The organism is Arcticibacter eurypsychrophilus, from assembly GCF_001730525.1.
GTDB lineage: Bacteria > Bacteroidota > Bacteroidia > Sphingobacteriales > Sphingobacteriaceae > Arcticibacter > Arcticibacter eurypsychrophilus.
The window spans coordinates 37,868-62,038 of sequence record NZ_MDFN01000007.1 but is presented as its reverse complement, the minus strand read 5'-3'; the positions used below and the strand labels follow the sequence as shown (position 1 = coordinate 62,038).

Genomic DNA, 24,171 nt, shown 5'->3' with positions numbered 1-24,171 from the left:
TCTATTTTATCGTGTATAAATCTTGATTGGACTTTAAAAAAGCCGGTCTGTCCGTCCGGAATGGTGCAGCTGGTAAGCCATCCCGGTTAAAGAAATTGGACTGCGAATCCTCAGTCCAGGCAAACCGTACCGCAACAGGTTTCTTAACCGAAGAAGCCGATACCAAAACTTTATTGTTTTTAATCACAGCATCTGCCGGAACAAACTTGCCATCAGCACCTGCAATAGTAAAACATCTTAACTTTTGACCGTCTTTACTGTAAAGTCCCGCTCCTACAGACTTAAATGAAAGCTGCATTTTATTAGCAACCTGCTTCATGCCTTGATAAACCGGGCCATTTGCCACTACCTTTACATGATAAGTATCTCGCAACGCAAGCAAAGCAAGACGTCTGCCGATTTCCCATTTAAATCCTGGATGTATACCATTCAGATCGGAAACCAAATCCGTACTCACCATCATCCCTGTATGCGGAATAGATAGCGCCTGTTCCTGCGCTTCCCACATTTTAGGCAACGACTCTCTGTTCAGCTTAATCTCCCCACCACTTTTTGAATAATAAAAAGGAGCAAGTTGTACATAGTAAAAGGGCAAATCAGGAGAATTCCATGCCTTCCTCCAACTATCAATCAATAACTTCATTTTCGCGGTATACTGACTGGAATCATTTAAAAAAACGCTCGTTTCACCCTGATACCATAAAAAACCTTTCACCGCAAAAGGCAGTAAGGGCTCTATCATAGGCGTATAAAACTTTCCTGGTTCGCCATCCAATGTAGGCGCAACAGCCAAAGGCATCCATGGCTCTATCCTGCTCCCAGGTATAGCAGATGAAATCATACCTACCGGAACCTGCAATCGTTTATTTAACTCCTTTGCAAAGAAATACCCTGCTGCTGAAAAAGATCGTAAAGCTGAACCACTGGCCACATTCCAGCCCCCATGATCAGCTTGAGGTTTAATTAACTCTTTTCTATTTACCAGGAAAATCCTGATCTGATCATTATCTGCATACTCCAATTCATCAACCGGATTCACACCACTATAAGGCTTCGTTAATTTACTGTTCTTCCTCATGGCATATTCCATATTGGATTGTCCTGAACATAGCCAAACTTCCCCTATCAGAATATTTTTCAATACAATCGTATTCGTACCCGCAATAGTTAAATCCTGAGGCTGAGCTGATGCTTCCATCGGATCAAGAAGTACTTTCCATTTCCCATTGCCATCAGTCTGTGTTTCTTTAACCTGTTGGGCAAACTGAATACGAATCATCTCTCCCGCTGCCGCCGTTCCCCATACCGGAACAGGTTGTTCCCGCTGAAGAATCATACTGTGGCCCAACACACTTGGTAATACCACTTCAGCTTTCAATTGGCTGAAGCCAGTCATCAACACAGCAAGAGCTATATATTTTAATCTCATAAGGCTTTAGTTTTTAAGAAGCTAATCTGATATTTCGCTTCTGTAACAGGTATTCCAGCCTGCGGTAAATCGTAAGTCTGGTCTGCAGGAGTATCAATATCAGGAAAACGACGCACTCCACCTGTACGAAAAACAACCCTTTCAATCACTGCAACTGGCGAAAATGCAATCCCATTTACGACATCCTTGCCATTCACGTTTATGGTACATGCCCTGTTCTCTGTGTTCAACGTAACCTGAAATGTATACTTTTTACCAGCCTCATACTTCATGATACCCTTATCCCGCGCACCTGCTTTGAAAATTGCTTGTCCTGTCGAATCAAAGGTAAGTCTTGCAAATGGAGTACCCTTTTTGTCCTGAAACTCAACATCCAAACGTCCATAACTATTCTGTCCAGCTGTAATATCAAACTCTGCCAACAACTTTTTAGTCGCAGGAATCATTCTTTCTGCCTTGGCATAATCGTAAGGGTCCTTATCTTTCAACAAAAGGTATTTAACTCCATCTGCCTCTTTTTGCACCTGTACTGGAGCCCACAAAGGACTGAATGTGTTCCATAAAACCAGCTCCTTTTGATCAGGAAGGTTGTTAAAGATATCATTTGCCTGTTGAGGCGCTTTGTCCACGATAGGAACAGGAATTTTACAAACCCAGATATCTTCTTTATTCATACTGTAGGCCAACCACATATTATGATCAGGAGGAACTCCGTTACCTTCCAGTATTCCTCTTATATATTGAGGACCATAAGATTTATAATTCCCTCCGTAACGCATGGGCGAAACCTCCCCATTTACAAGCAAAAGATTAGTATACTCCAATCCATTTGTACTCACTGAAAGTGCAAGTGGCCAACGGTATTCCGAAGGATTATATACAGTGGCATATTTTCCATCAGAGGTACGCTGTCCCCAGATCTTTGCATTACTATTCACAAAGCCGGGTGCTCTCGATGCACTTTGAGGCCATGGCTTACCTTCTGTTATAGTGGTTGTTAATGCATGTTTCCATAAACCAACTACACGTCCATCCGGCAAATGGTAATAACTAAAAGCCTTATAGGCCTTCTTGATCGGAATAAGTGCATCATTCCTATCTGCCTCTTCCACCCACTGCTGCATCATTAATGGATTAGCTAACAACTCATTACAAGCCGCAACAAAGCCCTTATCCTTACTTTTTGTGTAGAAAGGGTAAGTAGATTTCTTCTGATCCCAGCTCGAATTATTGCGGATAAAGTAAATCGGACCAAAACTTCCATCCTTATGAATCTCCCTTACTGCCCTGCCAATACCTTTTCCATCATTAGGATCATCTTTAGCATCCATTGCAACCCCATAATAGGCCAAAGTAAGCAAGCGTTGTTTCTTTGAAACAAAAAACCCCATCCGCTGGTGCATCACTGCCATTAGATTTTTCGAAACTCCTTCTCTTCCTTCTTTCTTAAAACCATCAGGAACTTTATACGGCGGAAACAAAATGACTGGTTTGGTCCAGCTATACCCATCTTTAGAGGTCTTCAATAAAGTCTGACCCGGTGGAACATGTTCCCCAACTGGATTACTCAGATAATGCAGATAAAAAGTATTGTTCCAGTAAGCAATCATTGGAGCATGATTATACGTCCAGCCATTCCCGTTTGACTCATCAGGCTGCTCCCGGTTAGCCCGTAATATCTGAATATTATGAACTCCCATCGCCGGACTCAACTGACCATGATGATAATCCACATTTGAAAGCGTCGTTCCTGTATACCGTACTGTATCCTGCGCAATTGCTGAAGATACTCCGGCAGTTAAAACCACAACGAATGCAGCTAAAGCAGTTTTATAATTTCTTGGCACCCTATTCATAACAAAATTCAATAAAGGACAAAAAACTTTGCCCTGGTAATCTTAATAGCATTATTTATTTAAAATATTCCGAATCAGCTTTTTAGGAACCTTTACTATGGTTCCATGTTTATGTCCTTCAGGTAATTGAACTTCAACACGCACATCCTGAAAAGATTTAAAATCAGTTGTTGCCTTAGCCAGATATTTCTTCTCCCCATAGGCATCATAGTAGACCAGCCATTTGTGCTTAACCTTGACCACACTGGGACCTTCCGTGAGGTTATCTGTAAATGCAGCACTTACATTAGTATAAGGCCCAATAGCATGATCAGAAAAAGCGATTTTCATATTACGGTTCTTACGCGTATTATCTTTTAAAACCAGGGCATATTTCCCTTTATTAATCTTCACAATAACCGCATCGATCACACTAAAGCCCGGATCCATAAATAACTTTTTATCCGAAAACACCTTAAAGTCTTTCGTAGTCACATAATACATCCGGTGATTATTGTTCTCTTCCTCCTCTCCTTTTGGATAACGAAAAGGAATAGTAGAAGCCCAGATGATGATGAACTGACTCGTTTCATCGTCATAAAATACTTCCGGTGCCCATACATTCACCGTTGTAGGTTCATTTTGCATCACCTCAATAGATTGTTGTGCTGACCAGTGAATCAGATCCTTTGAACTGGAATAACCAAATCCCTTTGTCCCCCTCCATCCCGTTGTCCAAACCAGATGAAAAGTTCCATCCGGACCTTGAGCCATAGACGGATCGCGCATAATCTTCTGTTCCCCTATCTCTGGTTTCATAAAAACCCGGTTAAAGTCATTCCATTTATAGCCGTCCATGCTGTACAACATCCGGAGACCTTCATTTGCAGGCTCATGAAATGAGGTAAACACGTACGCGCTTTCAGAGCAGGAACCAAAAAGCAATAAAGAGAACAGGATAAACAGGTAACGCTTCATAGCTATTGATTATGCTTTCTCTAAAACCAATACCCAGTCATTACCATTTTTAATGTCTGCCGGTGGATCAAACTCATGGGTACCTGTATTCGGAAACTCAGCAATTGCTGTAGTTTTTCCATCTCTTGGATTAAACCAGCTGGCTTTCACCTTATCGCCGGCAATTTTGCCCATATGAACCTTTATATTCCGGCCATTATAGGTATATATAAATGCATATTCCGCACCTCTGGTAGCTACCTGGTAGTTATACTTATCTCCATTTTCAGCAAGAATAGATTGATCAGGCACCCGTTCCAAGAAAGGTTTTGAAAGCATCAACGTTTTCAGATGTACCATCTGTCCGGCACCCGGTTCATTAATAGCATCATCCCATAGCTGGTGAGAGCCATACGCACTGCCAACATCTTTTGCAGTATGCATCTGCATCACTGAATTCTGTCCGTAGGTATACCCGAAAGCACCTGCAAAAACCGACCAGTAACCATACCTGCGCACATCACTATCTGTCCACCGCACCTCTGTAGTATCATGCAATCCCTGAGGAATCCCTTCATAAGACGGCTCACCATCAATAGTTGGTTTTGCAGGTTTTAACGCATAATCATACTGAACATGTTTCCAGTTATCTTCTCCATAATGATTTTTCTCCTTTGCTGTTGTATCCTGATCATAACGACGGTGACCGGATTGAAACATATTAAAATCCAGCCATTTCTCGTTGTGAAACCATTCCGTAGAAGAAGTACGTCCCCTTGGATGAAAAGTAATCAGATGATTTGGATCACCCTTTCTCAATCCATTTCCTATGGTCTGCCATACCGCCAATGAATCACTTCCTTTAATATCCCCACCGTTCATCCAGATGACGTTGGGACGATTTTTATAGCGTTCCGTTAAGAATTTAGTATAGGTGGCTGCTTGTTCAACTGAAACATTACCCCCTTTTACATCAGATCCCCAAATAGGAACAAGTGCCATATACAAGCCCTTTTCAGCAGCCTTATCAACGATATAATCTACATGATCCCAATAATCATATTGAGTAGAATCAGCAATCGCATTTCCTTTAGTGACATTAGGTTTTGAAACATCATGATTGATCAATGCAGAGTCACCATAGAAATTCATCACCCCTACACCATGTAAAACCATTACCTGGATCACATTAAACCCCTTTTTACTCCGGTCTTCCAGGTATTTATCAGCCTCTTCGCGATTAAGCTTACCAAACAAAAGCCAACCGGTATCCCCTAGCCAGAAAAAAGGATCACCATTTTCCTTCAACAGATACCTGCCATTTTCAGAAACCTTTAAAGGTCCCGTTTCCCGCATTTCCTTTTTTTCTATGTTGCAGGAAGCAACAACCGATAATACTAAAAAAGATAAATAAATTATATGACGCATTGATTGCAATTTATAATGTTTGTACTAAAATGGGCTTACCAATAAAATGGCATCTCCTGCCATTACTTTATTAATTTCTACTGATTTTCCAGCAGTTACAGTTAATCCTTTTTTCAGGATCGTTCCATCTTTAGGATTAATCCACACCGTTTTAAACCGGCCTTTATAAGCACTCAAATCAAGGGAAATAGCTTGATCAGCTGTGCTGTAGATAATAAACTTTTGATTTCCTGACAACATATAATTCCCGTTAGATAACCCTTTAACTGGTTTCATTGCTGAAGCATCCTGAAGAAAATGAGGATCCAAACCAACCGGTAATTGGGCAATAGAACCTCCCGCCATAAAGGAAGCCCAGCCAAAGCTATCGTAATTATCCCCCGAATACATTACTGCCTTATCCGGATAAGCTACTTTATACGCTGAAACGGCCCTATACACCTGCTCAAACGATGTTTTTTTAGGTTTAAACAGACGAGCCTGTTGTCTTGGTGCTAGGTTCTGGCCACCTGCAGGAGCATAAGCTGACCCATCCGCCTGGTAATACCAATAACGGATATCAATCAAATCAATAACTGATGCCCTTGACTTATCCGTCAAAATTGCATCCTGAACGTCTTTAGTGGTACTTAAACCAATAATTACTTTCTTATTATTTTCCTGTTCCCACTCCTTGATCACATCTATCCAGAACTGAACAAAATGCAGAGGACCTGTAAATTCTTCTCCTATCAATTGAATCACCCCATTGTTGCCTTTGAAATTAGAGAGACACTGGCGGATGTAAGCACGATGCAAGGCTCTTCTGGTCGGATTAGTGATGTCATAAAACTGCTCAGCCATAAAGATCCGCTTGTCACCCGCATAATTAGGTGGTTCAGGGAACCCCGGATTATTAATATTATTAGCCGTTCTCCATGGAAAGTCAGCATAATGAGCACCGGCCTCAATGATATTGTGCTGGAAATAATTCTTGTGAACCAACACCAATCCCTTTTGATCAGCTAAGTCAGCAAAATGCTTCAGGCGACTCCAATAAAATCCGTTATATTTAGTCAGATCATATTTACTCAGGTTATCCCAAGCCTTGCCTTCTCCACTCCGTGCAAATGGCTGCTCATAAAAAGGAGGCCACACGTCTGCATCCATCCGTCGTATCCGTTCATGATCATCACGACGGCGTTCATACCATAAACCATAGTTATGTTCAAGGGAAACAATATGACCCTTCTTCATCCAATCGGTCACATCATTCAAATCATCAGTCAGTCCCAAGCCAGTCCTTCCAGGTACATAACGAGTGACTGCAGGCTCAGAAGCCTTCAAATCTTTAGGCTGCAAAGTACCTCTCCACCAAGGGACATCATGCCTTGCTCCCGTTAAAACTTCGTTACCCCTCACCAGCCAGCCATTTTCAACATGCATGGATGGAGCCAGACTTACAGGTGCTGCAGGTTTAACCCCAATCTCATCAATAGTTTTAACACCTTTAGCGGATACAGCAAGAGCATTTCGCTCAGCTGCCCGATCAATCAAATCAACCAGTTGAGGAGCAGCAGAAACTGATGCTGCAGTTAGTTCAGCTGCTACTTCAATACTAGGACTACTTGATGCAGAACCAGGGTCCAGCAATAAGAAAGTTCGCAACTTTACGCTTTCCCCTATCCGCTCTGTTAATTGCTGATAATACAAGCTTCGGGGATTAATTTGTTCATTGGATTGATCCCAGTAACCATCCCCTTTAAACTGCGCCCATGAGCCCAAAGCCCAGTTATTCGCAGTTGGCGGAGCAGAACAATCCATCATCGCAGCCGAACACTGCCAAAATACACTATTGGCAGCAGACCATCCCGCACCCTGTGCATCCTGTCCCCGATTAGCATAGGACAAAGCCTGCCCATCCACATTCACAATATCAAACAAGATTCCCGATGCCCAGCTATCTATCGCTCCACTGAAGCTGTATGGCAGATGTGATTCGCACTGCACAAATACATTAGGACCAGTGGCACAATACCCAACCGCAAAATCATGATATCCATCTTCAGCATAACACCGTTGAAATAAGGTCTGCTGTCCCATGGTATAAAAAGTATAACGACGCTGTCCCCCAATTTCAGAAATAGGATTCAACGATTTACAATCTTCTACTGTAATTCGTTTTCCGCCCGCAAGCACCAATACTGCAGAACCGGCAAAATGCTCAAAGCGCACCTGCCTAACCCAACTATCAGTTACATGATCGAGGGAAATAGCCATCCAGCGATGATCTTCATCTTTTTTATTCGTACTGTCGTATTCCGAACGAAGAAGTATATTTTCTATTCCCAGCTGAATGATCCTTCCTGTCCAGGTATAAGCAGAAACCGTACCCCCACCAAATAAGGGATCCAATGCAGTCGTTAGTGGTACATCGATACTGATTTTATTTCCATTCACAGCAGTAATCGTTCTATCCCATTCCAGATCGCGGTCACCCGGTTTCCATCCCAGCGTAGTAAGACCACCACCAAAATGATGCGTACCTAGAACATTGATCCAGTTTGCTGTAGAAGGCCGATGAATAATTATCTTCTGACCCACCTTGAAGTTGGCTTTACCAGATAAGATCAATTCCTTCGTATTTACAGGATGATATACATCCGCCAATTTTACAGCATCAGCTTCCGTTCTGTTATTGATCCCCTCAATTTTAATCAACGTTTCCCTGGTTTTACCAGCTCCCAACAAAATGGTACCCGCTTCATTCATTCCACTTCCGCGTAAGACAACTCCGGAAGTTTTCATCTTTAAAAAACCATTAACCGTATAAGTTCCCTTTTGCAGCAATACCACACCCTTTGCACCCTGTTTATCGGCAGGCAAAGATGCTACATAATCAAGAGCTGCCTGAATCCTCAGGGTGGCATCGCCCTTTTTAACAGGTACCACCACCTTGATCGATACATCAGGGATTGCTGTTTCCCCAGCCATATAACCAGCATAAGAAAAATCAGGAATCCGGTTACCTAATGTATCAGGAGAATAGTAAAGTTTGCCATCTATAAAGGAAATCGGAAGCACAGGTTTAGGTTTTCCCTTTTGCGCATATGAAAAAGGAAGTGCTACAAAACAGACCATGAAGCCTGTCAGCACGCGTTTGTAATAATGGTCTAAATCATTCATTTAGAGCTGATTTATCTAGTGTGTGAAATTTATAAAAAAGATCTATCCCGAAAGCATATTTCAGGAAGATTAATTTAGCAATACCTTTGGTTAGAAATGATACTTCTAGCTACAAATGTAAAAGGACTATTCATTTGTTTTATATAGCATTTTTTCAAGGTTATGTAGTATCTTATCTTGATGAGATAAACCTTGTGAGAAACAAAAAAGGGATGTAACTCTTTTAATACATAGCTTTCTCTTAGTTGCTATAAGTATTATAAATAATGGTAGTTTTTAGTTAATCCTCTTTAATTATTGTCTGGAATTCCATTTCGCTAAAACCGTTAGCGCTAGCTTCTTCAGTTGCCCTTTTCATTACATCGAACAATCTATCATTAGAGGTTTGTTTACTGAAAAATGTGGTTAGCCAAGCATTAATAAAGAACTCAACTTTCCTTTTACTTTCACCATCAGCTTTGTCAAAAGCGTCAGCTAAATGAGGAGATACGTTAATTGCAATTATTTTCATGTCTGCAGATCAAACTTAGATTTTAATAGGAATAATCAGATTTAAGAAACGAATTAACGACTCAACGCATAATTAGCTTCAAGAATATAATGAAAGCACAAGGCATTAGTTAACTAATACTAGATCAAGAATCAGTTCAAAGTGTTTTTTATTTAGAGTAGCAATTTTCATATTTCTGGAAAGAGCAGTTGCACCAATAAAAATATCAGGAATCTGTATCAGCTTATTTCTTTCTTTAAGATTTTTCGCGATAGCAATAGCTGCGTGGCTTGCTATTTTATCAAATGGAAGGACAGTCACCCGTTCAAGAAATTCCTGCCAGAATTCAGTTTGTAGTTGATCTGCTCCTACCAATATTTCATACTCAGTTACTACTGAAATAGCAAAAATCTTATATTTTTTAGTTAACTGAAAGAAAACACTTTTTTCTTTCACCTTCTTTCTGTAAAAATCAATTAGTATGGAGGTATCCAAACAGACTATTTCGTTCTCCATTGATTAAAATATTTCCTATCAGCCTGGTACTGTTTATATTGTTCTTCTTTCATAACTGGCCCTTTCAATAAAAAGCTTTGAAAGTCTGAAAGATCTTCTGATGCTTTTTCATAAATAAGGGCATCATCCAATACTAATCTTAATTGTTTAATCTTTGCAGCAGGCAACTTCTTGATAGCTGCAAGCAATTGCTCATATCTGATTTCTACAGTTACTTTCATATGTTTGCCTTTAGTTAACCTTATAGTTTACTTTTTGTATACCTTTTGTATACCAAAGTTACGTAATATCAAACTAATAGTAAGGTAACTGAAATGGCCTTTTTCAATAGTCATATTCAAGAACTTCAACCCACCAAAAGCTATAAAACAATAAAGCCGATCACATTGACCGGCTTTATTTAATAGATTAAATTTATCTCAATAATATTTACTAAATTATTACTTATTTATCCTTTTCCAGGACATACATTCTGTACATTTACCAGGCTGTTTAAATACCCTTCGATATTAGTATATCCGTCTTTCCCATATTTACCAGAATCAGAAGGATCTTTAGGATCTAAACCATTCTTCTTTTCCCAAGCATCAGGAAGACCATCATGATCCGCATCAACATAGGGAGATCCCTTGTAAACCGGGTATCCACCAACCTGACTGATGTCAGTTATGATTCCACCTTTATATGAATCTATTGGCAGTCTGCGATGCTTAAAGTTTGTATCAGGTAATTTAACATTCGGCAGATAATCAATCTTACCTGTGGTAACCTGTTTTACAATACGTACGTCAACAGGGTCTCTTTTCGGTAAAGTGGCACCTGCATTAGCCAGCACATAAGAATAAGCATCCTGTGCAGGGATAATTGTAACGGCAGGCATTGGAAAAGGTTTGTTTACGCGCATAGCAGCAAAATACGGTTGTGATTGCTCGTAAGTCATCAGGTCACCCTTTTTGTTTTCTATTTGAATACCACCATCCCAGTTATCAGCGGTTACTTTCTTATTGCCCTCTACGATGTTACCTTCAACATGTGCCCGTCCAAAAACCACATAAGGTAGCTTGCTTCTTCCAGCCTCTGGTTTTAAAATCCGGTAACTGATCGGCTCATTCAGATTTGTTAGGGGTCCAGGTTTGTAGTAATTATTAATAATATTATACAACGCAGTATAATCGCCACCATCCGTAGAGCGGTTTACCCAGTTAAAGACCACGTTATTGGTAAAGTTGAAAATACCGTTCCATCCGATAGAAGGATTACGTCCAGCATTATCAGCCCACAAATTACGTGTGAAGGCACAATTTTCTCCACCCAGTGTACTTCCGAACGCATGGTTCCAGGTATCAAGGGCTTCAGAGAAGATTGAGTTTTGAATCGTAATATTAACCGTTCCCAGTTTAATCTCTGCCTTACCTGTACTGTCATTATACATATGGCGGTACATGGACATATTCTCATCCAGTCCCCAACTTGCAGAAACGTGGTCAATCATGATGTTTCCAATTGGATTTCCTCCGATAGCATCATCCCTGCGGCCAACATAAGTTTCGCCACGACGGAAACGCATAAAGCGAACGATCACGTCATGGGTATTGATCCATACGGATTCTCCGGCAACACAAACGCCATCACCAGGAGCAGACTGACCTGCAATGGTAATGTAAGGCGCACGGATCACTAAAGGTGTTTTGATGCGGATAATACCAGAAACGTTAAATACAACGGTACGTGCGCCACCCATTTCACAGGCTTCGCGCAAAGAACCCGGACCATTGTCGGCCAGACTGGTTACCACGATAACTTTACCACCGCGACCACCAAAAGAGTACGCACCACCACCTTCAGCACCTGGAAAAGCAATAATTTCAGATTGAGGAAGATCGGTAGGACGGCCAGCAAATGGAACATAAGGTTTGCCTTCTTTTGCTTCTTTTTCAATGATTGGAACTGCTTTCAGCCAGGCAATATCAGATTGCTTGCGTGCCGCTTCCATCATGTCACTTGTAGCTTTTTGAACATCCTGAGGAATATCAGGATACTGTGCTGATGCTGCATGCATGATGCCCAACATCAATGTCATAATTAAAAATCTTCTTTTCATTATAATTTAACTCGCTTATCTATTGTGTTTTGTACTAAATAATTAAGGTTGAAATAAGAATACTTTGGTTAGAAGTATGCCATTCAAATATCAGAGATAAAACACAGGAAATACTATACCATTTTCGCCATATACTGTAGGATATTATCAATGTATTGAGATGACTTATAAGTGTTAATCTGTTTAAGACTTATAAATTACCTTTGTATTCACTGCCAAATTCCTGATACCTGATAATAATTGATTCTAGTATGTTAGCGATATGCTACCAATATAAGTCCGGTACAACCTACTTTAAGTCGGACTCAACCCAGATAGATACTGCTATCAAATTAGGCTCTTTAATATCCAAACAGTTAAGAGATTATATTTTTTCATTGTTTGAGTTGGTAAGTCTTATCATTTAAACTGTTTTGCACCAGGATATTTTTGTACATAAAAAAAGAGGCAATCCAGTTACAGATGCCTCTTTTTGATATTCAAAATAAATTTATTATAATAATGGGTCGAAAGAATTCTTTCCGGTTAAGCTATCCCATCCTTGTGTTTGTTCCAGATACGGAGATCCACTCAATATACTTTGATTAAATCCAAAGAAATAATATTGATCATACCATTTGAACTTCCAGTTAGCGGGACTGGTAGGATCTATGTCATCCTTTACCGTAATGGTAAAGTGATTTTTATATAAATACTCCAAGTATCCATCAAAATTAGTGAAACCAGTTGGAAGAACTGCAGGTTCACGATCGATAACAGGCGCAGCTGCTGTTGCAGTTTTAAGCATAGGATCTTTAGCCGCTCCTGCAGCCGCAGAATAATTAGTTCCGTCAGCCTTTTTAACTGTTATAAAATACCCAGTTCTACGAGTTCCATTCAGGGTTTCATTTTGTAATCCTAAACGAATAGCAACAGGACTTGTCGCATCAAATAACATCCAGCGACGTAAATCAAAGAAACGTTTTCCTTCATAAGCAAACTCAATTTTTCTTTCATTTAATACCGCAACAAATAACTGATCACGAGATACAGCAGCACTTAATCCATAGCTACCATCCAGGTTTTCAATGCCCGCACGTTGTCTGATTGATGCAATACCTGCTAATCCTTCAGTAAGATTATTGATACCAATCGCACTTTCAGCCAAGTTTAACACGACTTCAGCAAAACGCAGTTCCATAAAATCTGTACCACTGTACTTAAATCCATCAAGGGTGTTATTGGCGCTAGGACTTGTAGCTTTACATAAGTAAATACCTGTTGAATTAGCCCCTGCTATTTCTGTACTGGCTGTAGGTACTTTCAAATCTACTTTGGTTGCCAAATCTGCAGGCGTATACCATTTATAAGTCCATTGTCTATATGTTGCTAATCCAGCATAAGGCCATAAAGCGCCGTTATAAACAAACGTTTTATAGAAACGGGGATCTCTGTCTTTGAAGAAAACCTGTGGATCGTATTGATATTTTGAAGCTCCGGCCATTTTACCGTCTTTCATTGGGAATGCATCAACCATTTGTTTAGTGGGAGATATTGAACCTCCACCTGCTAATGTCTTTGATCTCACTGCTTGCTCCCATCCGCTATTTTTTTGCACGTTACCAGTAGTTGAGTTATTGAAACCATAGCTTAAAACCGCTTCTGGATTACCTCCTTCAGTAAACCACATGTTTCCCCAAGCTACACCCTTTGCAGTTCCTCCGGTTGTAAATAGACCAAAACCATTTGCTTCCAATAAAGTCTTTGCGGCCAAGTTAGCATCATATGCTCTTTTCCAACGTGTAACATCATCAGAACGATTAAATAGCGGACTTGCCCATGTTAATAACACACGGCCTTTTAAAGCAGCAGCTGCACCACTTGTAATCCTACCCCAATCGGTAGTACTTGCATACTTTCCAGGTAAAAGACTGATAGCAGTATCCAAATCGGCACAAATTTGCTCAATAGATAAAGAAGTGCTACTTCTTTGTACTTCAGTTTCTCCATCATCGGAAATAATGGGGTCTTGAGGCATTAATACTAATGGAACTCCTCCATACAATCTGACCAAGTCAAAATACTGCCAAGCTCTCCAGAAATATAACTGACCTTTAAGTGGTTTTTTGATATTGTCAGCCATTCCATACTTATCGACATTAGTAAGGAAAAGATTAATTTCCTTAATCCTTGTATAAGGTGTATTCGATACACTACCGGTTAATTTTCCTCCAAAGTAGGAAAGTGCGTGACTATTCAAATAAGAAACATTTGCCCATTCTTTATTCCAATTCGTTTGACCTCCAAGCTCTTCAGTAGTCTTAGTAAAATCGTCGCTATTAGTCGCTAGGTTCCAGGTAGGTGCTTGTGCATTATTCGCAGGAAGAAACATACCATAAATATAATCTACATAAGCAGTTGCGAGAATAGGCTCCGTAAATACCTCCTCATTGACACCGGCTAAATCTCGTTTTTCGGCTAGGAAATCATCATTACAACCAGCAAGCACAATAAACAATGCTGCTAGTGCCAAAATTATTTTATTATTTTTCATATCTGATTTATCTTTTATAAAATATATAACCTTGGAAATTAAAGTGTTAAGTTAATACCAAAAGAATATGTTCTTAGATTTGGAAACACGTCATACGCTGTGTCTGAATCCCTATAAGAATATGGATTGTACAAATTCATTGGATTTAATCCTGTGAAATACACACGTGCATTGCTTACCTTTAAATAATCCACTACTTTTTTAGGAATTGTATAGTTGACGTTGAAGTTAGTCATACGCATTCTAAAAGAACTAACTTTCCAGAAATTGGAAGCTGGCGTAAGACTAATATCTTGCCAGTTAGGGTTTGGCATAGTACCAGTTGGATTAAGTTCAGGGTCATAAATATCTCCCCAGATATTAGGCAAACTTTGAAAAGCTCTAGCAATTGAATTGTTCAATTTTTTACGGGCATCTATTTCAGACCAGCCACCAAAAGAACCGCCGATTACACAATCGATATTCAAACCTTTATACCCAGCCTTCAATGTTAATGAATATCCGTGGTGATTATCTTTACGGTTAGATAGTTTGATTTGATCATTATCATTTATGATTCCATCTTTTCCAGCAAATGATCCATCTGATTGTAAGGCTCCCCTTACATCACTGTAATATAACATACCTGGTTTAAGCTGAGCTGCAGGAGTTTCAAATACGGAAATAATATTATTTTCACTTACGTAAGTGTCTATTTCAGCTTGTGATTTAAACATTCCCAAATTGTCATATCCCCACATACCATTATCATTTGAATGATTAGGTTGTGCATTCCATGGATACATAATATCAGTGTCATTGAAGTTCATCTGTATGACCTTATTATCAGTGAATGAATAACGGGTACTCACACCATAACGGAAGTCATTACCAATTTTGTCATTCCATCCTAATTCAAGTTCAAGACCGTAATAGTCAGCCTTGCCATAATTTTCAGAAGCTACTGAACCACCTACTGTAACCGGAACATTTCCAGTCCTTTCGATTAAGATCTCTGAAGCTTTATTGTAATATCCTTCCATTGTTGCAGAAAGACGACTTCTAAGAAATTGGGCATCCAAACCGACATTGTTTTTAAATTCAGTAGTCCAATGTGCATCAGGACTAGGAGATGCTTCCATTTTCATACCAGTTGTAGTATTTGTGTTTCCACCAAAAACAGCGCCTTTACCATCTTGATATGTATAACGTTGTCTCCATAACCAAGGTTTTGTTTGGTCATTACCCAACAATCCGAATGAATATCTAAGTTTTAGAAAATCTATGCCTTCAACTTTAAAGAAATCCTCTTCAGATAGTACCCATCCTAATGAACCTGAATAAAATTTACCCCAGTAATTTTCCGGAGCGAATTTAGTGGATGCATCAGTTCTGAACAATATTTCTGCTAAGTATTTATCAGCATAACTATAATTAGCACGACCGATATAAGATAATGATCCGGATTCAGCGGCTGATGTAGCTCCAACTACATCACCAGAAGCAGTAGCAAATTGACCATTAGTAGTTAGAAAAGGAGATTCTCTATATACAGATTCTTGATTTGTTTCTGACTCTGATTTTTCAACAGTAAATAAACCGCTAACATTATGCTTTCCAAATTGACGATTATAGTTCAACAAGAAGTTAGTCTGGTAAGACTCTGCTGTTGTATTTGCATAATAAAGGCGATTACCATTTGAAGCTGAAATAGGTTTACTAGTTGCTAAGGTTGCGCCTTCATAAATATGTTGATTTTCGCCTAATCTATTGAACTCATATAAGGTATATTTAGTTCCAATTTGAGATCCTCTTGAAGAACTGTTGTTACTTCCATAAGATGCTTTTGCCTTTAAGCCTTTTACAAAAGGAATGTTATACTCAGCATACAGATTTACAGTGAATGTTTTGCTGTCTGTTTGAGCTAAATTTCCAAGCTTTTGTATTTCGTAGAAATGGTACATAGACAAATCATTGGTAGTACCGGGAATCTTAACGGGCAAACCGTCAATATACATAGGTATATATCGAGGAGTTAACAACAAGTTACGGTAATCATTTTCTTCATTCTCACCACCTATTTTATTAAAGGTTTTGGTAAGATCTGAGTTATTACCGGAAACCTGTAAACCAACCTTTAAATTTGCAGCTACATTGACATCAGAACCTGCACGGAAATTCCATCTGTTAAAATCAAGGCTGTTTAAATTTCCATCTTGTTTGAAGTAAGATACATCTCCAAAATAAGTTGCACGTTCAGCACCACCACTCATACTTAGGGTATGACGTGTATTAAAGGCAGGAGACCATGCATCAGTTAACCAATTATTATCGATGGTTTTAAAATGGTCTAGTTCATCTTGAGAGAAAAAGTTATTGACACCAGGTTTGGCGTCTGCACCATTTGGACCATTCATTATATTGTAATATTGTCCAAACTCATAAGCACTCATCATTTTTGTTCTGTATGCTTCATCATTGATCGCATAAGAACCACTATAACTGATACGAGGTTTTCCTTCTTTACCACGTTTAGTCTTCACTAACACAACACCATTTCCAGCACGTGAACCATAAATAGCCGCTGAAGCATCTTTTAGTACAGAGATACTCTCAATTTCTGAAGGGTCAAGATTATTAAAAAGTGTTGCATCCGGTTGACCATTACCACCAATCTGAACAATATCATCAATAACAAATAATGGCTCAGTACTTCCACCATCTTTACCAAAATAAGTATTTGGATTTCTAACTGTGATTTTAGCTGCGCTACCTGGCCGGGCAACTCCACCACTCACTCCAACGCCGAGAATACGTCCAGCCAAAGCAGCTCCAAGATTACTTACTGGAAGGTCTTCAATGGCACTCATATTTATTGTTGAAATAGCACCAGTTAAAGTTGCTTTTCTCTGTGTTCCATAACCAACTACAACAACTTCATCCAGATTACTGCTAGATTCCTCTAACCGAACGTCCATTGATATTCCTTTAGCAACAACCTCCTTAGTTAGAAAACCTACATAGGTAAATACTAAAGTTTCATTTCCTACAGGTAAGTTTAATCTATATACACCATTAACATCAGTGCTTGTACCTGATTTGGTACCTTTAATTCGTACAGTAACGCCAACAAGGGGTTCACCTTTTGCATCCTTTACTGTTCCTGTAATATTAATCCGTGCTGCCACAGACTTTCCTCCTGAGATTACCATTGCCGGGTTTGCTGCGAAAACAGTGTTAACACTGCCAGGCAATACAAACAGACAGATCAGGATCACTGTCAGAACCTTAGTCCGGCAAATGCTCGCTTGTAAAAGTAAGTTCATAAATTATTCGATTTTTTAGTTATTAAGATTTCAATAAAATAATGGGTTGGTTTATCAGGGAAATAATCATGGTTATTTTCGATGATCGAAAAGCAGGTAATATTATATCATATTTTCAGTTTTTGTTTTTAATGTTAAATGAGATGCAATTGGATTATTGCCACTTACTATATTGATATTCAAATCGTTATTAAAATTTGTTACATTTAGGTTCGCTATCCTGGCTAGTGGAATGCGGTGTATACAAATATATTAAGCGCAAAACGGTATTTTTTGTATTATTTTCTCTACATTATGTACGATATTATCACTCACTAGTTACATCCTAATTCCTTTATATTCAGCGAATCAGGCTGTATCTATCGTATTAACCTTTTGCCTGACGTTCCTTTAACTTCTGTTCCCAAATTTCCCTGGCTTTCTTTGTTTCTACACCTTCGGCAGAGAGGTAATTGTTTATTCTTCCTTTATACTTACCAAATGTGGCATGTTTCTTTTCAGCTGACTCGGCATCTATTGCCAATTCCCGAGCCTCAGTTAGATAGGCTAAAATCTGCACTTTTTGTTTTTCAGTAAGCATAGGTAACATTTCCACATACCCTTTGTAGGTTGCTGGTAAAACTCCGAAAGTCATACCATCTTTTACCTTGCCAATTTGTTCCTTATTAAGCACTTTCGCTAATTTAGACAGGTAAATAGCATGTTGCTTTTTAAGTTTAAGGTCAGCTATTTTTTCAAGTTCTGTCACTTTTGCTGCGACTACTTCCTTACTTAGCGTACTGTCCTTTTTTAAAGCCTTTACTTGATCGTTGCGAAGATCATGAATGATACCTAACTGGCGGTATTGATCAGCAATGATGGCAGTCGCCTTATTTACTTTTAAAGTATCTGTAAGATCTAATTTAACGGCAATTTTATGAGCTCTTTGAGTGATAACTTTTGTATACACAACTTCGCTCTCTTCTGTTTTCTGTTGAGCAAAGACAGGATTTATTAACCATATAGCTCCAAATAAGCATAATGAGATTGTTATAGCAATTTTTTTCATATCCTTTATTTAAGAATTAAACAAACTTAACATCACCACAGAAATGCACTTCAAAGCCTAGTTCTGCAAGGGTAGCTGCTTTAATGCGACATGCACGATGTGCTGATTCTTCATCAGTGGCATATACAACCTGGACATGATTGGCTTTATGGCGGGCCATCATTTGGTCACGACTTACACCTTTCAATACTGCATGCATAATAGGCCATTGCGGATTTGTTTCTGCCCATCTTCTGTCGGTTTCTTCCTGAGGTAAAAATACAGCCTCTCCTACTCCAAGGTCACATTGTAATTTATTATCCATGACAAAGACCCGGCTCCATACAATATGTCCCGGTTTACTGATTCCCTTTAATGTTCCTCCTCCAAAGGGGAAAAACATAGCGGGTTGCCTTACACTTATAGCTCCTTTGTAACCATCAATAAGATGCGCTGCAGGAACAGCTCCTGAAATAAGAAACACCCAAACAAAATCGTCAACACCTTCACCCTTGAAATGCTGTCCCCAACGCAGGTCATGAAGCGTGTTCTCACCGTCCATTCCCAGTTGTTCCCATAAATGATAGGTGATATATCCATCTAAACCGGCACATTCGTCTACTTCATTGAAATGAGGTAAAGCATTACCGGCATAGATTTCCTTACCTGCTTCATTTAATACAGGGGGACGTAATTTATTATTTAGCAATCCTTCGGTTAAGTCGCTAGCTGCGGTAAGGTCTTTAAGTCCCTGCTGATATTGAATTCCTATAGTATCGCATCCAAACTCATCTGCGATACGTAAAGAGGCAATATACATTTTGCATTGCTCCAGGGATTGCTCTCTGGTGAGTTCCGTTTCGGGGTCTTCTCCCCATTCAAAGGTCATGCCTCGCTCAAGAAGCCAGTTTAATGCCTCTTCTGCTTCGTCAACACTCACCTTTCTCATGGCCACAAATAATGCGGACTGACTTAAGCGCTCTTTAAAGAAACCGGTGCGATGTAAAAGATCATCGGGTACAATGGCATTATACATGCCCATACATCCTTCGTCAAAGATCCCCATGATCCCTTTCCGACTCTTGAATGCTTTTGCAAAATCTTTTCCTATTTGTTCTTCTTTCAATGGAATTTTAACCAGACTATAATCTTTTACATGACTTTGATCATGTTTGATGATGCCTGTCTCAAACCATTCTTTTAAGGAATTAACAAAGAAATCGTCATTGAATCCTTCGCTCCATAATGAACTATATTTTACTCCTGCTTTTGAAAGGGAGCCATTCAGATTCAGCATTCCTACTAATCCTGGCCATTGTCCGCTCCAATTAGCAACAGTAAGTATCGGGCCACGATGTGTAGTTAAACCCGAAAGAACATGATGGCTATATTGCCATACACTTTCGGCAACAATTAAAGGTTGGTCAGGATCAAGTCCACGAAAAACATCCATACCCATTTTTTGAGAATCAATAAAGCCATGCTTTTTGTTTTCTTCATAACTATGAGCACGTTTTACTGTCCAGCCTTGTTTCTCGATTGCATTTTTAAGAAGCATTTCCATTTCGCTCTGGGCTTGCCAGCAATTTTGGTTTGCAGCAATTCTAAGATCACCACTTGCAACTAATAATACTTCCCTATTTCCTTTCAACATTGTATAATTTTTAACATTCCTTTAACAAATTGGCAACGACTAATTAAGCTTATTGTAAATATTTCAAAAAGGCTATAAATAAGCATTTTCCCTTAACAACTGCCTGCAATCTGCTCAAGGCATAGTACAAATATGCATGCTCATGTAATGGCATTGTTGCATATTGTTATCCTGTTCATGTACGATCTTAGCATTCTATTTTCTTAAAATAGCGTATACTTGTGATTTAAATGTAGGAATTAAAGAATATGAAGCCCTTATTTCATAAAGTACCCGTAAAACTTCAGAGTTCTTTCAGCATTCGCCATGATATCTGGTCTAAGTTTGATACGATCTGGCATTATCATCCTGAGCTGGAGCTGCATCTTACTGTGAGAGGAGAAGGGGTTCGGTTTATTGGTGATAATATTAGCAACTTTTCTTCCGGAGAATTGATTCTGCTTGGAGAAAACCTGCCTCATACCTGGCGTTGTAAAGATGAGTATTTTGCTCCTAACTCTGAGTTAGAGGTGGAAGCAATTGTGATACATTTTTTACCGGACTGCCTGGGAAAAGACATTCTACATCTGCCTGAGGCCTATCTTATTCCAAACCTTTTTGAGAAAGCTAAACAAGGAATGATCATTAATGGTGCGGCAAAGGATAAGTTGAACGAATTGATGTTCTCAGCTATCTATGCCACCAATTTAGACAAGGTAATCATCCTATTATCTATCTTGAAGATTCTGGCAGAAGCAGAAGATTATGAAACCATAGCTACAGGACAGCATTCTATAAACAGATCGACAGAAACGGATACAATCCGTTTAAATAAGGTATACAACTATACGCTTACGAATTACAAAAAGGAAATTAGTTTAGAAGAGATCTCTGAGATCAGCAATTTGAGTGTGACCTCGTTTTGCAGGTATTTCAAGTTAATGACGAAGAAGACGTATTATGATTTTCTTATTGAAATTAGAATAAGTCATGCATGCCGGGCATTAGTGGAGAACAAACTTCCTACGGAAGTAATTTGTTTTGATTGCGGCTTTAATAATGTATCAAACTTTTACCGCCACTTTAAAAAGGTTACTGGTGTAACCCCATTGGATTATAAAAGGCAGTACCTTCAAAAGAAATAGGTATTCAATTAAAAAACACGAGCTGAAATATAATAATGCATACATCCAAACTTTGCAGAAACAGCAGCTCGTATTTAATTCTATTTATATCTTCATGTCTAGCTCTAATTCTTGCTGAAGATAGTTATAATCCGTATAAAGCGTTTCAATTTCTGTTGTAATTGCTCTGGTGAAATCACCTACTTTCCTTCTGGTAAAAGTGGAAATATCGAGTCCTCTTTTCTGTAAAAAGTATTTTGAAACAATTGGGTATACATTGTGCATGACATCCATATTGTCATCAAGGAAAATCTGTACCTTTTTTACCTGATCTTTCATTGCATCGTTGTTGTAGTTATCGCATAACCACACGATGAGTTCAGGAAAATAATTACCCTGAATGCAAGAAAGACCTGCAGAACCGGCTTTTAATGATTCTACGGCATGAACCATGTAGGCATCATATAATCCAAATTCATAGCCTTGGGTCACTTTAAGCTTAGCTTTTACCTGTTCGATATCCAGACAAGTATCCTTATGATAGATCACCCGCTTTGTTTCTACAAATGCTTTCAACTGATCGGCAGATAAAACGCGTTTGTAAGGAACCGGACATTCATAAAATCCTAAAGGAATAGCAGGAGTTTGATCTATTAAGTCAAATACGCGTGCATTGAAGATTTCATCTGAATCTTTTTCTACAGCTAACAAACCGGTGATTACAATTACTGCATCGGTTCCGGTGTCATGCACACGTTTCACAAAATCAGCTTGTTTTTCTATGGGGCCTCCAAAAGTACCTGTTGCTACAACCGTAACCGCACCATCTACCACTTTTATCACATGTTTAATAGCTGATATCCGCTCTTCATCAGAAAGTTCAAACATTTCACTTGATAAACAATTAGCGAATAATCCAGAAGCGCCTGCTTTCAGATATACCTCTGTCAGCTTTGTTAATGAATCATAATCTATCTCTCCGTTGTCTTTGAATGGTGTTAGCATTACAGGAATAAATCCCTTCTTTGACTTGTCCATATATATATTTTAATCTTATTTTATTTGTCTTCTTATTTTGGTTAACAGGACTCCTACAAGGAAGATAGTAAGTGTTCCTACCACGATGATCATGTTGTAATGAAGGGGATTCCGCAGGTATTCGTATTCACCGGATAGCATTGGTGAAAAAGTCATCCAGATGATCACCAGGATTCCAATTATCGTTGCCAGGATCGCTTCATGATTTTTACTCTGCTTACTGATGAATCCTAGAAGGAACAAACCAAGCATTCCTGCAGCAAAGATTCCGGACAACTGCCACCACACGTCAAGGATGCTCTTTACACCGATCATGGCAATTCCTGCACCCATTCCAAGTAAACCAAATACGACGGTTGCGGTATGCAAGACGAACATGGTTTCCTTTTCTGTGATGTCATTTCTAAAGTATCGTTTGTAGATATCGACAGAGAATACGGTTGCTGAGGCGTTCATTCCTGAGCTGATAGTAGACATTGCTGCAGAAAGAATAGCGGAGACGATAAGTCCTACCAAACCTACTGGGATTTTCGTAACCATAAAGTGAGGCATTACTTTATCTCCATAGTCTGCAGGTGTTAGTGTTGCTGCTAATTGTCGTATTTGTGCCAGTGTGGAACCTACAGGAAGTCTTTCTACCGCCACTTGTTGTTTTAACACTTCAGTAAATTCCGGATTTACACTATAATAGGCAAACAAGGCTGATCCTATAGCAAAGAATAATAAAGAAGCGGGTACATAGATGAAAACACATAACCATATTGAACTAGAGGCTTCTTTAGAAGTTCTGGCCGTATGATAGCGCTGCACATAGTTTTGGTCCATCCCAAAGTTATTCAGGTTGATAAAAAAACCATATAATAGGATCACCCAGAAGGAGGATTCAGTGAAATTAAAGTCAAAGGTTCCCAGACTGAATTTATCATTTGCTTTTCCAATTTCTATGATAGAAGATACCCCTCCTGGCATTCCATCAATAATCAGATAAAGAATCATGACAGCTCCAAGGGTTTTGATTACTCCCTGGACGACTTCTGTCCAGATAACGGCTTCAATTCCACCAAGAACGGTGTATATGATGATACAGATCCCCATGATAACCATGATCATCCCCATAGGGTAACCGGTCAGGGCCTGAAGACTTAATGCTATTCCAAAGAAGATGGAGCCCATTCGCGCAAGCTGCGTTAAAAGGAAACACACAACTGCATACGTTCTGGCCCAGGCACCAAAGCGATTCTCCAGATTGGTATAGGCTGATATTTCGCCTGTGTTACGATAAAAAGGAACAAAATATTTAGAGGCTACCCATGCGGCAAGTGGCATAGAAATACTGAAAACAAATGCATTCCAGTTTCCACCAAATGCTTTTCCCGGAACACCCAGAAAGGTATTGCTGCTTAAAAAAGTGGCATAAATGGACATTCCGATTGCCCATCCTGGAATTGATCCGGAAGCCTTAGTAAAATGATCGGAACTTTTATTTTTTCTTGAAAAATAAAAGCCAACAAGGATCATCCCCAGAAGATAAATTGCTATAACAGCTAGATCAAAAATTGGAAGGTTCTTCATAATAAAGGCTAAATAACT

Annotated in this window: 16 protein-coding genes; 1 reads left to right on the top strand and 15 read right to left on the bottom strand. The window is 39.2% G+C overall.

Going from position 1 to position 24,171, the window contains the following annotated elements:
* Position 1 precedes the first annotated feature (1 nt).
* From BFL47_RS05430 to BFL47_RS05370, 13 genes are all read right to left on the bottom strand, one after another.
* Positions 2 to 1,429 (bottom strand): sialate O-acetylesterase, encoded by a 1,428-nt coding sequence (locus BFL47_RS05430; protein WP_069658791.1) that lies wholly within the window; start codon positions 1,427 to 1,429, stop codon positions 2 to 4.
* Entirely contained in the window at positions 1,426 to 3,285 is a 1,860-nt protein-coding gene (locus tag BFL47_RS05425) for a sialidase/neuraminidase family protein (protein WP_069658790.1), read from the bottom strand. The genes BFL47_RS05430 and BFL47_RS05425 overlap by 4 nt, the downstream gene beginning before the upstream one ends.
* 51 nt (positions 3,286 to 3,336) lie before the next feature.
* Positions 3,337 to 4,242, bottom strand: a complete 906-nt coding sequence (locus tag BFL47_RS05420; protein ID WP_069658789.1) for a glycoside hydrolase family 43 protein — start codon at positions 4,240 to 4,242, stop codon at positions 3,337 to 3,339.
* A gap of 9 nt (positions 4,243 to 4,251) precedes the next feature.
* Positions 4,252 to 5,649: a glycoside hydrolase family 140 protein gene (locus tag BFL47_RS05415; protein ID WP_069658788.1), complete on the bottom strand. Its 1,398-nt coding sequence runs from the start codon at positions 5,647 to 5,649 to the stop codon at positions 4,252 to 4,254.
* 24 nt (positions 5,650 to 5,673) lie between these two features.
* Entirely contained in the window at positions 5,674 to 8,814 is a 3,141-nt protein-coding gene (locus BFL47_RS05410; RefSeq protein ID WP_069658787.1) for a DUF6298 domain-containing protein, read from the bottom strand.
* A gap of 280 nt (positions 8,815 to 9,094) precedes the next feature.
* On the bottom strand, positions 9,095 to 9,325 hold the full coding sequence (locus BFL47_RS05405; RefSeq protein WP_069658786.1) for a hypothetical protein: 231 nt from the start codon (positions 9,323 to 9,325) through the stop codon (positions 9,095 to 9,097).
* 105 nt (positions 9,326 to 9,430) lie between these two features.
* Entirely contained in the window at positions 9,431 to 9,820 is a 390-nt protein-coding gene (locus BFL47_RS05400) for a type II toxin-antitoxin system VapC family toxin (protein WP_069658785.1), read from the bottom strand.
* A complete protein-coding gene (locus BFL47_RS05395; RefSeq protein WP_069658784.1) occupies positions 9,805 to 10,041 on the bottom strand; it encodes a hypothetical protein in 237 nt (78 codons plus the stop codon). Before BFL47_RS05395 ends, BFL47_RS05400 begins: the two co-directional genes overlap by 16 nt.
* Before the next feature lie 227 nt (positions 10,042 to 10,268).
* Entirely contained in the window at positions 10,269 to 11,921 is a 1,653-nt protein-coding gene (locus BFL47_RS05390) for a pectate lyase family protein (RefSeq protein WP_069658783.1), read from the bottom strand.
* A 493-nt stretch (positions 11,922 to 12,414) separates the two neighbouring features.
* Complete coding sequence (locus tag BFL47_RS05385) at positions 12,415 to 14,454, bottom strand: RagB/SusD family nutrient uptake outer membrane protein (RefSeq protein WP_069658782.1); 2,040 nt, start codon at positions 14,452 to 14,454, stop codon at positions 12,415 to 12,417.
* Between the two features lie 38 nt (positions 14,455 to 14,492).
* Positions 14,493 to 17,759, bottom strand: a complete 3,267-nt coding sequence (locus BFL47_RS05380; protein WP_069658781.1) for a SusC/RagA family TonB-linked outer membrane protein — start codon at positions 17,757 to 17,759, stop codon at positions 14,493 to 14,495.
* Positions 17,760 to 18,126: 367 nt separating this feature from the next.
* On the bottom strand, positions 18,127 to 18,807 hold the full coding sequence (locus BFL47_RS05375) for a DUF3826 domain-containing protein (protein ID WP_083257022.1): 681 nt from the start codon (positions 18,805 to 18,807) through the stop codon (positions 18,127 to 18,129).
* A 16-nt stretch (positions 18,808 to 18,823) separates the two neighbouring features.
* Complete coding sequence (locus BFL47_RS05370; protein WP_069658780.1) at positions 18,824 to 20,440, bottom strand: fucose isomerase; 1,617 nt, start codon at positions 20,438 to 20,440, stop codon at positions 18,824 to 18,826.
* A 248-nt stretch (positions 20,441 to 20,688) separates the two neighbouring features.
* Between BFL47_RS05370 and BFL47_RS05365 the strand changes: the two genes are divergently transcribed.
* Entirely contained in the window at positions 20,689 to 21,564 is an 876-nt protein-coding gene (locus BFL47_RS05365; protein ID WP_069658779.1) for an AraC family transcriptional regulator, read from the top strand.
* 84 nt (positions 21,565 to 21,648) lie between these two features.
* Here the strand turns inward: BFL47_RS05365 and BFL47_RS05360 are convergent, their stop codons facing one another.
* Both BFL47_RS05360 and BFL47_RS05355 read right to left on the bottom strand, forming a co-directional pair.
* A complete protein-coding gene (locus BFL47_RS05360) occupies positions 21,649 to 22,581 on the bottom strand; it encodes a dihydrodipicolinate synthase family protein (protein WP_069658778.1) in 933 nt (310 codons plus the stop codon).
* Between the two features lie 15 nt (positions 22,582 to 22,596).
* Complete coding sequence (locus BFL47_RS05355; RefSeq protein WP_069658777.1) at positions 22,597 to 24,153, bottom strand: sodium:solute symporter; 1,557 nt, start codon at positions 24,151 to 24,153, stop codon at positions 22,597 to 22,599.
* Between the last annotated feature and the right edge of the window lie 18 nt (positions 24,154 to 24,171).

Bases quoted from the DNA above. Each gene is read 5' to 3' on its own strand.
- BFL47_RS05370 (WP_069658780.1), bottom strand. From the start codon at position 20,440: ATGTTGAAAGGAAATAGGGAAGTATTATTAGTTGCAAGTGGTGATCTT.
- BFL47_RS05415 (WP_069658788.1), bottom strand. From the start codon at position 5,649: ATGCGTCATATAATTTATTTATCTTTTTTAGTATTATCGGTTGTTGCT.
- BFL47_RS05395 (WP_069658784.1), bottom strand. From the start codon at position 10,041: ATGAAAGTAACTGTAGAAATCAGATATGAGCAATTGCTTGCAGCTATC.
- BFL47_RS05420 (WP_069658789.1), bottom strand. From the start codon at position 4,242: ATGAAGCGTTACCTGTTTATCCTGTTCTCTTTATTGCTTTTTGGTTCC.
- BFL47_RS05430 (WP_069658791.1), bottom strand. From the start codon at position 1,429: ATGAGATTAAAATATATAGCTCTTGCTGTGTTGATGACTGGCTTCAGC.
- BFL47_RS05380 (WP_069658781.1), bottom strand. From the start codon at position 17,759: ATGAACTTACTTTTACAAGCGAGCATTTGCCGGACTAAGGTTCTGACA.
- BFL47_RS05355 (WP_069658777.1), bottom strand. From the start codon at position 24,153: ATGAAGAACCTTCCAATTTTTGATCTAGCTGTTATAGCAATTTATCTT.
- BFL47_RS05385 (WP_069658782.1), bottom strand. From the start codon at position 14,454: ATGAAAAATAATAAAATAATTTTGGCACTAGCAGCATTGTTTATTGTG.
- BFL47_RS05400 (WP_069658785.1), bottom strand. From the start codon at position 9,820: ATGGAGAACGAAATAGTCTGTTTGGATACCTCCATACTAATTGATTTT.
- BFL47_RS05425 (WP_069658790.1), bottom strand. From the start codon at position 3,285: ATGAATAGGGTGCCAAGAAATTATAAAACTGCTTTAGCTGCATTCGTT.
- BFL47_RS05365 (WP_069658779.1), top strand. From the start codon at position 20,689: ATGAAGCCCTTATTTCATAAAGTACCCGTAAAACTTCAGAGTTCTTTC.
- BFL47_RS05405 (WP_069658786.1), bottom strand. From the start codon at position 9,325: ATGAAAATAATTGCAATTAACGTATCTCCTCATTTAGCTGACGCTTTT.
- BFL47_RS05360 (WP_069658778.1), bottom strand. From the start codon at position 22,581: ATGGACAAGTCAAAGAAGGGATTTATTCCTGTAATGCTAACACCATTC.
- BFL47_RS05410 (WP_069658787.1), bottom strand. From the start codon at position 8,814: ATGAATGATTTAGACCATTATTACAAACGCGTGCTGACAGGCTTCATG.
- BFL47_RS05375 (WP_083257022.1), bottom strand. From the start codon at position 18,807: ATGAAAAAAATTGCTATAACAATCTCATTATGCTTATTTGGAGCTATA.
- BFL47_RS05390 (WP_069658783.1), bottom strand. From the start codon at position 11,921: ATGAAAAGAAGATTTTTAATTATGACATTGATGTTGGGCATCATGCAT.